The following is a 12,093-nucleotide window of genomic DNA, read 5'->3' on the forward strand; positions in this document are numbered from 1 at the left end:
GTCAGCCTCGGGAGTGGCGGCCCGAGGGGGTCGGGTCGACGTAGTGGGAGGACTCCTCCTCGGGGTCCGGTTTGGCGTGGCTGCCGGTGGGCTGGTTGACCGCGGAACGGGTGTGGGACTCGCCCTGCTCCGGCTCGGCCCGGCGCCGGCGCCCCGTGCTGGTGCCCACCTCGCGGAGCGCTCGGCGCCCGGTCGGGTGGTCGCTCTGCTGCAGGAACTGGGTGGCCGGGGTCTTCCCGGGGGTGTGCGTGCCGCGTGCCGGGGTCGACCACTCGCCCTGGCGGGCCGGGGCAGCGGCCGGCTCCTGGCGGGCTCGTTCCGCCTCGGCAGCCTGGCGAGCCTGCTCAGCCTCCGCGGCGCGCCTGGCCTGCTCAGCCTCGGCGGCCTGGCGGGCTCGTTCCGCCTCCGCGGCCTGGCGAGCCTGCTCAGCCTCCGCGGCGCGCCTGGCCTGCTCAGCCTCGGCCGCTTGGCGGGCTCGTTCCGCCTCCGCGGCCTGGCGAGCCTGCTCAGCCTCCGCGGCGCGCCTGGCCTGCTCAGCCTCGGCCGCTTGGCGGGCCTGCTCAGCTTGGGCCTGGGCCTGGGCCTGGGCCTGGGCTTGGGCCTGGGCTTGGGCTTGGGCTTGGGCCTGGGCGGCACGGGCTTGTTGCTGGGCTTGGGCCTGGGCGGCCTGCTGCGGATTCCCCTGGTTCTGGATCTGGTGCAGGATCACGCGTTCCGCGCTGCGCAAGACGCAGCGGACGGCATCGCGGTGAGCGCGGTCGAGCATCGGGTTGACGGCCTGCTCGCGCCAGCGGGAGAGCGTGGCGGTGGCCTCGTCGGCGACCTCGGTGATCGCCGCCGTCTCGTCCAGGCCGAGCCGTGCGTGCGGTGAGTGCCCGGAAGCGCCGAGCAGCCGCTTGGCCTCGGCTTGCAACGGGCGGGCGAACCGGATCTGCCCGGAGTCCAACGCTGACAGGGTGCGCAGCTCGTTCCACTCGTGGGCGTTGGTGAGGACCCGCTCGAACTCGCCGAGCAGCTGCTGCACTCCGGGGCGCGGGTTGGCGCGGAGCACCATGTCCACCGCCAGCAGCGCGGACCGGGCGCGCAGCGCGTCCTGGCGCTCCACGAACTGCGAGCGCAGCGTCTCCTGCAGGGTCGCGAGCCCACTGGTCTCCAGCAGCTCCTGCTGCAGCTGCTCGGCAGTGCTGACCCCACCGCGCAGCAGGTCCAGCGAGCGCGCGATGCCGTAGTGGCCGTAGCGCTCCAGCAGCCGCTGCCGGATCTCCGACGGCACGGCCTCCAAGCCCGCCTTGACGAACCGCTCCGCCGACAGCAGCAGCGTGTCCCGGTCGGTGTCGGACAACCGCGCCAGGTAGGCGAGGATCTTGAAGTCGTCCTCGGTCATCGTCGACGACGCCTGCCCGAGCAGCCCCACGACCGGGATGAAGTGCTGGGCGAACGCGCTCAGCGTCGGGTCGGCGCGGTAGCGATCGGCGATTCGCCCGGCGGCGGCCAGCGCGTCGGTGCCGCCGTCGCCGGTCTCGTCGGCGCGGGAGAACGCGACGATGGTGTTGATCGGCACGCAGCGCGCGGTCTGCAGCTCGTTGACCGACTGCAGGAACTGCAGGTCGGTCTGGCGCGGGTAGCGGGTCAGGTACAGCACCGCGTCGGACTCGGAGAGGATCTGCGCGAGCGCGGAGCGGCCGGTCTCCTGCACGGCCGCGGAGGCCACGCCGGGCGTCTCGATCAGCGTGATGGCTTGCAGGCCCGGTGTCGGGGATTCGATGACCAGCCGGGAGACCTCGTCCGGACGCCAGTGCTGCAGGTCCCTGATCGTCGCCGAGTCCAATGTGGACACCGGAACGTTCTGCACCGCGCCGTGCGGGGTGTGCACCAGGATCTTCGGTTCCGGTCCGTACTGGTAGAACGTCGTGACCTGGGTGCGCTCCTCGGCGTCGGTGGGCGCCAGGTCGGTCCCGATCAACGCGTTGATCAGCGTCGACTTGCCCGACTTCACCCGCCCGCTGACCGCGATCCGCAGGGGTTGGTCGAGCCGTTCCAGGCGGTCGCGCAGCCACGTGGACGTGCGCGGATCGTCGCGGTAGAACGTCATCGTCCGCATCAGCAGGCCCTTGGCCCGCTCCAGCAGTGCTTCGGTGCTCATGCGGCGGTGATCCGGTTCTGCGTGAGCTGGGTGACCCGCCGGCGAAGCACGGTGATCTCCTCGAGCTTCTGCTTGATCTCCCGCGCCCGCTGGTCGCGGTCCACCGCGCTGCGCTCCGCGGAGCGCTTGATCGCCTGGATGGACTGGCTGATCTCCATCTGGGCGTCCTCGGTGATCCGGGTGAAGTGCTTGTGCAGCGCCTTGTGGATCGCGCGGATGGTGTCCTTCGAGTCCTTGTTGACCTGGAAGATCACCTGCTCGATGTGCCGCTGCACGTTGCTCTTGGCCTCGGTCTGGCGGCGGCGCAGCCGCATGTCCTTCTCTTCCTTGAGGCTCTTGGTGCCCAGCAGCACACCGGCCGAGATCGACACGACGTTCATCAGCGGCAGCCCGGCCATCGTGGTGATCAGGCCGAACATCAGCACGCCGCCGTAGGAGCCGCGCAGACCGGTGAGGACCTGGTCGAAGTTCTTGTAGTCGGCGCCGGTCGGCAGCTTCGGGCCGGGGACATCGTCGAGCGGGTCCGGCGCCAGCACCGGGTTCAGCTCGGGCGGGCGGCTCAGCTGCTGCGGCGGCAGCTGCTCGGCGACCATCTCGGCGAGGCGCTGCTGGCGCTGCTCCAGCCAGCCGAAGGTCTCGCTGATCGCATCGGTGAGCCGGGCCTGCATCCACCGGATGAAGTCGTCCCAGATCATCAGCGGGTCTGCGACCTCGAAGATCTCGTTGACCTCGTGCAGCACCGCCCAGGTGCGCTCCCGGAAGTCGTACTCGATGTCGGTGAACAGCTCGGAGATGCCGTCGTTGAGCGTCTTCTGCCAGTGCTGCGAGATGCGGCGCAGGTCCTCGGCCCGGCGCTGCGCGGTCTCCAGCTCGACCAGCGTTTCGGCGGCGGTGCGCGGGTTCTGCGCGGCGAGCTCCGCGCGCAGCGAGTCGTTGATCTGGGTCAGCGCCTCGGATACGTTGTGCGCCACCAGCCTTCGCGTGAACTGCTCGTGCTGGCCCGCGAGTTCGGTCTGCAGGAACTCCAGCAGCTGCGGGAATCCCGACTCCGCGTTGAGGTTGGTGTTGCGCGACTGCATGGCGCGCATCCGGATGTCGGCCGAGACCGGGAACAGCTTCGCCGAGACGCCCGCGTTGCTCAGGTGCTTCCGGTTGACCTCCAGGACCTTCCGCCAGTGCGGGGTCCGGTCGATCTTGGGCATCACGAGCGCGATGTTCGGGCACAGCGCGGTGGCCTGCTTGAGGAACGCGAGCTCGTTGGTGGTCAGTTCCTGTGTCGAATCGGACACCATCAGCAGCGCGTCGGCTTCGGCGACCACGGAGAGTGTCGTGCTGGTGAGGAAAGATGAGACGCTTCCCACACCGGGGGTGTCCATCAGCGCCAGACCGTTCTGCAGCACCGCTCGTGGGATGCCGATCTCACCTCGGGTCACCGGACGGCCGTTCGCGACGGCGCGTTCCATGTGCTCTTGGACCTGGTCGATCGGCACCGGTGTGCGGTCGAGCGCGACCGGTCCGCGCGCGGGTTCCTGCTCGATCAGCAGCGCGGTGGGCTCGTCGGCGTAGCGCACCAGTGTCGGCACGGTCGTGGTGACGTCGTCACCTGACGGGCACACGGGCGCGTTCACGATGGCGTTGACCAGCGCGGACTTTCCCTGCTTCGACTCTCCGACGACCAGCACGAGCTGGGTCGGGTCGAGGACTCTTGTTCTGATTTGGCGCAGGCGGCCATGCAGATCGGCGCGCTGCTGCTCGGCGCACTCGGCAGTAGCGCGATCGATCAGTTCCACCAACGCTGTCTCGATCACGGCGGCCATTGTGTCGTGCCGCGGCGGTTAGAGAAACCCAATCGGTTGAACTCACATCGCTAACGCGCACGCGCCGTGTTGGTGAGGCACGCGGAATTTACGGAATGTGAAAAATGCCGGGATCCACTCAGGGAGCGGATCCCGGCACCTTCAAAGCTCAGTCGCGGAGAGCGATCAGAGCAGGCCGTCCAGCGGCAGCGCGTCCGTGGCGGTGTTGGTCAGGTCCTCCACCGGCTCGCCGACGATCGGACCCGCGACCGGCAGGTCGCTCGGTGCCGGCAGGTGCGAGACCACGTCGCCGACCGGGGCCAGCGGAGCGGCGTCCAGCGGCAGCGCCGAGGTGACGTCCTCGACCGGCAGCGCGTCGGTGGGCAGCGCGGAGGTCAGGTCGTCGACCGGCAGCGCGGAGACGTCGCCACCGGCAACGGTGTCGGTCACGGAGCTGGCGAGGTCGCCGGCGACCGGGACGTTGGCAACGGCGTCGGTGACCGTGCCGGTGACGTCGCCGATGGCCTCCGGGCCGACCGGGACGTTGTTGACCAGGCTGCCGCTAACGGCGGCACCGCCGGCCACGTCGCCCACGACCGGGACGTTGCTCAGCGCGCCGGTGGCGGTGTCGGCGACCTCGCCGGCGACCGGAACGTTGGAGACGGCACCGGTGACGTCACCCGAGGTCACGTCGCCCAGGGCGTCGCCCACGACCGGCACGTTCGCGCCGGCGTCGGTCAGCGTGCCGGCCACACCGGTCACGTCGCCCGAGGTCACGTCGCCGACGACGTCACCCACGACCGGCACGGAGCCGACGGTGCTGGTGGCGGTGGAGGCGATGTCGCCCACGACCGGGACGCCGGCCACGACGCCCAGCGGGCCGCTCTCGGCGGCGCCCGTGACGGAACCGGCCAGGTCGCCCACGACCGGGACACCAGCGGCAGCGCCGGCCAGGTCGCCCACGACCGGCAGGCCGGCGGCGTTGTCGCTCAGGTTCCCGGCGATGCCGGTCACGTCGCCCGAGGTGACCGAGCCGACGACGTCGCCGACGACCGGGGCCTCGGAAACGGTGGAGGTCAGGTCACCGGCAACGCCGGTGATGTCGCCCGAGGTCACGTTGCCGACGACGTCGCCCACGACGGGGGCCTCGGAAACGGTGGAGGTCAGGTCACCGGCAACGCCGGTGATGTCGCCCGAGGTCACGTCGCCGACGACGTCGCCCACGACCGGGGCGTCGCCCACGACCTGGGTGGCGTTGGCGGCCACGTCGCCCACGACCGGGGCGTTGGTGACCACGTCGGTGACGTTGCCCGAGGCCACGTCGCCGACCACGTTGGTGACGTCGCCGTGCACCAGCGAACCGGTGACCGACGCGACGTCCAGCGAGCTGTCGAACATGTGGGTGGCGGTGCTGGTGACCGAACCGACGGTGGAGGACAGGTCGAGGTTGTCACCGATGTTGACGTCGTTGCCCGACAGGACCTGGTTGCCCGAGAGCACGTCGTGCACGTTGACGACGTTGTGCGAGTCGACGTCGGTGTGCTCGATGTCGATGTTGGTGTCGCCGTTCTGCGCCGGGGCGGGGGCAGGCATCTGGGCGTCGACGTCGCCGCCGGGGCCGAAGTCGTCAGAGGGGGTGTTCTGCAGCATGCTGAGTTCTTCCTGCTCGTGTGGATGTGCGGGATGCAGTTCGCTGATTACGACATGCTGGTTGCTCGCGGCGAACTTCTCGACGCTGCTCGAAAGCGAGCGGTCGTGCGCGTTGACCACCTCGACCGGCGCGTAGTCGAGGACCAGCGACGTGGCTTGAAGCACGTCTGTCGCGCTCATTTCCCCGAGTCCGACCTGATCCAACGTGGCTTGCGGATCAGCGTCGAAGGCCGACCGTGCGGCCGGATCGCTGACGAGGCGCGTGAGGAACTCGTGCAGCGTCGGTTCCGCGGACAGGCCGGAGTTGGAGTGCGTCCCGGGGTCGGAGGTGGGGGACTCGGCCTGACCAGAGGGGTGCTGAGGGTTCGCCATCGTCGGACCTCCCGATGCTCAGCGGTACTCGGCTAGGTGGACCGAGTGAGGTCGTGCCGTTCCCTCACTCCTGTGTTGATCACAGTAGGGGCGGCGAACCCCCCAGCCATCGGGTACGACTCCTAGTCATCGAGATCTCTATTAGGGGATTGATTAGGTAGGCCGTTGGGGGGTGGCTAGGGGAGTCCCGAACCGCTCCGTAATCGAATGCCGCTAAATTGTGGACACCCCGCCCGCGCGCAAGACCCTCGATCGGGGAACCTGGCAGGACACGCGAGTCGGTGACACGAAGGGATTGCATGCCTTACGTCCTGGGCGTTCACCTGGGCGCGACGGTGACGACCGCCGCAACGGCCAGGCGCGACGGTGGCCGCTGGACGGCGACCGTTCCCGTGCCCTTGGCGACCAACGGCCCGGTGGTGCCGACGGTGCTGTGCAAGGTCCAGGACGGATCTTTCGTGGCCGGGGAGGCCGCCGCCCGCCAGGAGATCAGCCACCACGAGTGGGTCGCGCGCGGCTTCACCAGCAGGCTCGGCGACGACCTGCCGCTGGTGGTCGGCAGCGAGTTCGTCCCGGCGCAGCGCCTGGTCGCCGCGATGATCGAGTGGGTCTCCGACGTGGTCACCCAGCGGCAGGGGTACCCGCCCGAGCACATCGCCGTGGCCCACAGCTCCAGCTGGGGCCCGCACCGGGTGCACCTGGTGCAGCAGGCGCTGTCCCAGCTCGGGATCACCGAGGTCACCTTGGTCCCCGAGCCGATCGCCGTCGCCCTCGACTACGCGAGCAAGCAGCGAGTGCAGGAACAGCATCCGCTCGTGGTCGCCAACGTCGGCGGCAGCGGCTTCGACGCCACCGTGCTGCGCCGCCGCCACCCCTCCTTCGAGGTCGTCGGCTCGCCGTTGAGCACTGAACACCCCTCGGGGCAAGACCTCGACGACGCGCTGTTCGAGCTGATCGGCGAGCAGTTCCCGGCGCAGATCGGCGAGCTCGACACCTCCGACGTCAACCACCGGGCGGCGCTGGCCAAGCTGCGCGGCGAGTGCGTGCGGGCCAGGGAGGCGCTGTCGCACCAGGCCGGTGTGTCGATGTGGGTCGACCTGCCCGGCGTGCGGACCGAGTTCGGCATCTCCCGCGCCCGCTACGAGCAGCTGGCGCGCCCGCACCTGGAGCGGGTGCCCGAGCTGATCTCGCAGGCCGTGCAGTCGGCGTCGTTGCGCCCGGACGACGTCGAGACGGTGGTGCTGGCGGGCGGGATCGCGCGCACCCCGATGCTCAAACAACTGGTCTCCGAGCGGTTGCAGACCCCGCCGCTGGTCGACGTGGCCCCCGAGCTCACCGCCGCCAGCGGTGCCGCGCTGGCCGCGCAGCAGGTGCTGTCCACCAGCACCGACCGCGGTTCGATCGCCGAGACCAGCGTGCTGATGCGCGTTGACGGCTTCGACACCGACGACGACGTCGACAACGAGCCCGAACCCGTCGAACGCCCACCGATCGACGTCGAGCCGATGCCCATCGAGCCCCCCGACGAAGCGCGGGCGAAACGCATGAAGATCATCAAGCTGGTGGTGGCGGCGCTGCTGATCACCGTGGGCATCGTGATCACCTTCATGACCAAGGACCACTCCATCACCGGCGTGATGGACCTCTTCAAGTAGCTCGGTGATCGCGATTTCGTTAACGGAACGGCATACCGCGCAACTGGATCCGCACCCACCACCGTCAGCCAACTGATCAAGACCGCTAGACCCAGGTGACCGGACGACAAGGAAGGCAGGCGTGAATCACCCGACGACATCCCGCCCCGCCCTGGTCCCGGACGGGCACGCGGCCGGGTTGCGGTCGGCCATCGAGGCCTCCCCGGGCTCGCCGATCGTGGCCGGCATCCAGGGCGCAGGTGGGTTCGGCAAGACCACGCTGCTCGAGGCCATCGCCGCCGCCTACCGCGAGGCGGACGTGCCGGTGCTCGGTGTCCAGGAGCTCGACCGCGCCGAGCACGGTGCGCTGCTGGTCGACGACGCGCACCGGCTCGACGACGAACTGCTGCTGCGGCTCAGCGAGATCGCCCGCCGCCCGGGGACCCGACTGCTGGTCGCCTACCGGCCCGGCCCGCGCAGCGCAGCGCTCGGCGAGCTGATCGGCGAACTCGGCGCTCCCGTGCTGCTCGCTGCCCTCGGGCTGGACGAGATCGCCGAGCGGGCCGAGGGCAGCGCGCTGGACTGGGTCGGTTGGGTGCAGACCCAGACCGGCGGTGTCCCGCGCTACGTCTCCCGGCTGCTGGCCGAGGCCGTGCCCGGACGCGCCGAGCTGCCCGCCCGCGCGCTCGACCACTTCCAGCACGACCTGGACCAGCTCGGCGAGATCGGCTGGGGATGCGCGACGGCGATGGCCATCGGCGCCACCCCGCACCCCGACCTGCTCGCCGTCGTCGTCGGCACCGACAGCTCGTCGGTCGGCGCCGTGCTGGCGGCCATGCGATCCGGAGCGATGCTCGGCGCCGAGGACGTGCTGCTGCCGATCGTGCGCGCCGCGGTCCTGAGGTTGACGTCGTGGGAACTCCGGTTGCGCCTCACGCGAAAACTCGTGGAACTCCAGCTCTCCCGGGGCGGCCCGGTGCTGCCGCTGGTCGCGCCGCTGCTGGAGGCGCCGATGGCGCTGCTGCCGGAAGCGACGCTTGCCAAGGCCTTCGAGCGCGCCGGTGAAGAGGCCGTGCAGGTCGCCCCGCACCTGGCCGGGAGGATGCTCGCCGCCGCGGTGTCGGCCGGTGTGCCCGCAGGCTCGGTGGTCGCGCGCCAGGCCCGAGCGGCTGCCGTGGCCGGGAACCTCGACGAGGCGCTGCGGCTGGCCGAACGGGTGATCGTCGAGGAGGACGCGCCGGACCGTGAACTGGGGGTCCAGGTCGCGGCGGGCGTGCTGGCGCACCGCGGGCTGCTGGAGCGCTCAGCGGAGCTGTGCCGCTGGTCGGCGGTGAAGCTGCGCTGGCCGGGCGACAGGGCGTTCGCGGCCGTCGGTCTGATCGGCGCAGGTCGGCTGGCCGATGCCGAGGAGCTGCTCAAGACCAGCGACGACGCGGGACCGCCGACTTCGATGACCGGTGCGGCGGCCCAGATGGCCGTCGGCGTGCGCGAATCCGTCGTCGGATCGGCCACGACCGCGCTGTCCACGCTGGTGCGCGCGGCATCGCTGTCCGAACCGCTGGGGCGCGGTGTGTTCGTGCCCGACACCCCTGCGGCGGTGGCCGCGCTGGTCGCGCTGCACTGCGGTGAGCTCGACGTCGCGCAGTCCACGCTGGACCGCGCGGTGGAGGCCGGAGCGGGCGGTGCCCTGCTGCACAACCGGCACCGACTGCTCGCGGCCTGGTTGCCGCTGGTCAAGGGCGACACCGTCACCGCGCGCGCGAAGTTGCCCGAAGCGAGCGAGATGGCGGCCCGCGACCGGCTGATGGCCACCGCGATCGAGGCCGGGATCGCCAGCAGGGACAACGACATGACCGCCCTGGCCACCGCTCGCGCGCAGGCCAGGCAGGTCGCCGCGGAGCACTCGGTGGACCTGTTCTCGCTGCTGCCGCTGGGCGAGCTGGTGGTGGCCGCGGCCCGGTTGCGCGACCAGGAGTGGATCACCCCGTACCTGCACGAGGCCGAAACGCTGCTGGAGCGGCTCGGCAACCCTCCGCTGTGGACGTCGATGCTGCTGTGGAAGCGGTTGCAGGCAGCCATCGTCCTGGAGGAGAGCCACTCCGCGGGCCGCTTCGCCGACCAGCTCGACGCCCTCGCGCACCACAACGCGCTGGCCGCCGCGATGGCCGAGGCCGCCCGGATGTGGCTGCGGGTCCTCGGTGGCGAGGTCGATCAGGACGAGGTCGAACGCATCGCTCGGGGCCTCCACGGCGCCGGTCTGGCCTGGGACGGCGCCCGCCTCGCCGGGCAGGCCGCCATCCGCACCCACGACCGCCGCGCGATGCTCGCTCTCCTGGAGTGCGCCCGCGCCCTGCAGGGCAAGCCGCCGCGTCCCCGGGCCGTGAACGCCGGCGGCGCCGATTCGGAACTGCTCTCCGAGCGGGAGAAGGAAGTGGCCGAACTGGTGGTCGCGGGCTTGACCTACAAGCAGGTGGGCAAGCGCCTGTTCATCTCGGCGAAGACGGTCGAGCACCACATCAGCCGGATCAAGCAGCGGCTCGGCTCGGCGAACCGCGAAGAACTCCTCACCCGCCTCCGAGAACTCCTCACCGGCTCGGAGTGACCCGCTCAGGGCTTCCGGCGGGTGGAGCGACGAGGCGCTCCCAGATCAAACCTTGCGGAGGTCCAGGGCCGCTCTGACCGTGCCGACGATCTCGAAGAGCGCTTCTTCGAAGCGGTGACCCACCGGGCGGATGTTGGCGAACCCGTGGATGAGGTCCGGGAAGCGCCGCGCCACCACCGGCACGCCCGCGTCGGACAGCGCCGTGGCGTACGCCTCGCCCTCATCGCGCAGCGGGTCGAACCCCGAGGTCACGACGTAGGCCGTGGGCAGCTCGGTGAGGTCGTCGGCGAGCAGGACCGACAGCCTCGGATCGCCGCGCTCGGACTCGACGGGCGAGTACTGGTCCATGAACCAGGTCATGTCGTGGTCGGTGAGCAGGAACCCGGTGCCGAACAGCTCCCGCGAGCGGCGGCGCCGGGTCGCGTCCACCGCCGGGTACAGCAGCAGTTGCAGCACCGGCTTCTGCTCTCCCGATCGGGTTGTCTGCAGGGCGACCGCGGCGGCGAGGTTGCCGCCTGCCGAGTCGCCGCCGACGGCGATCGCGTCGCTGGAGGAGCCGAGGTCCGCGGCGTTGTCCACGGCGTAGGAGTAGGCCGCCAGCGCGTCGTCCAGCGCTGCGGGGAACGGGTACTCCGGGGCCAGCCGGTAGTCCACCGACAGCACCCGGATCCCGACGTGCTTGGCGAGGAACCGGCACAGGTCGTCGTGGCTGTCGAGGTCGCCGATCACCCAGCCGCCGCCGTGGTAGTAGACCAGCAGTGGACCCGTTTCGTTGAGGTCCTGGGGGCGGTAGAGCCGTGCGGGCAGATCGCCGTTGTCGGTCGGGATGGTCCGTTCGGCGACGACCACGCCGCCCAGCGGAGCCACCGAGGTGATCTTCGTCGCGTGCGCCATGCCGGCGCGCGCCTTCTCCGCCGTCGAGGCGGCGAGCCCGGTCTGGCCGGTCAGCCTCTGCAGCTTCAACAGCAGCTGCGCGTCGAGCGCGAGCTCCTGGCCGTCGATCCGGATCGGCGCGCCCGCGATGAGGCGGCGGAGGGGCTGGGGCAGTGCGAAAACGGCGCGCATCGCGACGCCTTCGAGCGTCGGTCGCAGCGCTTCGATGACGTTGGGCATGGGCGTGACCTTCCCGCGAAGGTGGTGGACGACTAGTAGGTTACCCGGAAGTAGCCAATTTCTCGGCGGCAGATCGCCGATCTTGACCTCCAGCGGACTGGAGGTTCTAGCGTGGCCCGCACAGGCACATCGGGGGCGACAGTTCCCAGGTTCGGGTGAAAGGATCGGCACATGACGGTGACCGTGGTGGGGATCGGTGGCTCGGTCCGCCCCGACTCGCAGTCCGAGCGCGTGCTGCACGCCGCGCTGGAGGGCGCCAGGGAGTCGGGGGCGAAGGTCCGGGCGATCACCGGTGCCGACCTGGCCCTGCCGTTCTACGACCCGCACATGACCGACCGCTCGACGCTGGCCACCGAATTCGTCGAAGCGCTGCGAGGCGCCGACGGAGTGCTGATCTCCTCGCCCGGCTACCACGGAACCGTGTCCGGCCTGGTCAAGAACGCCCTCGACTACGTCGAGGACCTGCGTGGCGACTCCCGCCCCTACTTCGACGGGCGCGCTGTCGGCTGCATCGGCGTCGCCTACGGCTGGCAGGCCACCGTCACCACGCTGCAGGCGCTGCGCTCGGTCGTGCACGCGTTGCGCGGCTGGCCGACGCCGCTCGGTGGCGCCGTGAACTCGGCCGAGACCCGTTTCGGCCCGGGCGGCGCGTGCGAGGACGAGAAGATCGGTGCCACGTTGCGCACCATCGGGCGACAAGTGGTGGAGTTCGCCGAGCAGCGGGTGTAGTCACCCGAAGTGCGCGGGTACGCCCTGGGAAGCACCCTGATTCCGGTCTGCACG

Annotated in this window: 7 protein-coding genes; 3 read left to right on the forward strand and 4 right to left on the reverse strand. The window is 70.7% G+C overall.

Going from position 1 to position 12,093, the window contains the following annotated elements; translation table 11 throughout:
* Position 1: 1 nt before the first annotated feature.
* From E1161_RS14545 to E1161_RS14555, 3 genes are all read right to left on the reverse strand, one after another.
* Positions 2-2,143 (reverse strand): dynamin family protein, encoded by a 2,142-nt coding sequence (locus E1161_RS14545; RefSeq protein WP_165939796.1) that lies wholly within the window; start codon positions 2,141-2,143, stop codon positions 2-4.
* A complete protein-coding gene (locus tag E1161_RS14550; RefSeq protein ID WP_132623626.1) occupies positions 2,140-3,951 on the reverse strand; it encodes a dynamin family protein in 1,812 nt (603 codons plus the stop codon). Before E1161_RS14550 ends, E1161_RS14545 begins: the two co-directional genes overlap by 4 nt.
* Positions 3,952-4,125: 174 nt before the next feature.
* Positions 4,126-5,961, reverse strand: coding sequence for an IniB N-terminal domain-containing protein (locus E1161_RS14555; RefSeq protein WP_235875028.1), 1,836 nt, complete (start codon positions 5,959-5,961; stop codon positions 4,126-4,128).
* Between the two features lie 299 nt (positions 5,962-6,260).
* Here E1161_RS14555 and E1161_RS14560 point away from each other — a divergent pair, with 299 nt between their 5' ends.
* Both E1161_RS14560 and E1161_RS14565 read left to right on the forward strand, forming a co-directional pair.
* Positions 6,261-7,616, forward strand: coding sequence for an Hsp70 family protein (locus E1161_RS14560; protein WP_132623628.1), 1,356 nt, complete (start codon positions 6,261-6,263; stop codon positions 7,614-7,616).
* 121 nt (positions 7,617-7,737) lie between these two features.
* Positions 7,738-10,197 carry a helix-turn-helix transcriptional regulator gene (locus tag E1161_RS14565; protein WP_235875029.1) on the forward strand — a complete coding sequence of 820 codons (2,460 nt, stop codon included), beginning with the start codon at positions 7,738-7,740 and terminating at the stop codon, positions 10,195-10,197.
* Between the two features lie 45 nt (positions 10,198-10,242).
* On the opposite strand, the gene E1161_RS14570 is transcribed toward E1161_RS14565, so the two are convergent.
* Entirely contained in the window at positions 10,243-11,310 is a 1,068-nt protein-coding gene (locus E1161_RS14570; protein WP_132623630.1) for an alpha/beta hydrolase, read from the reverse strand.
* 171 nt (positions 11,311-11,481) lie between these two features.
* Here E1161_RS14570 and E1161_RS14575 point away from each other — a divergent pair, with 171 nt between their 5' ends.
* Complete coding sequence (locus tag E1161_RS14575; protein WP_132623632.1) at positions 11,482-12,039, forward strand: NADPH-dependent FMN reductase; 558 nt, start codon at positions 11,482-11,484, stop codon at positions 12,037-12,039.
* The last annotated feature ends 54 nt before the right edge of the window (positions 12,040-12,093 follow it).

Source organism: Saccharopolyspora aridisoli (assembly GCF_004348445.1).
GTDB lineage: Bacteria > Actinomycetota > Actinomycetes > Mycobacteriales > Pseudonocardiaceae > Saccharopolyspora > Saccharopolyspora aridisoli.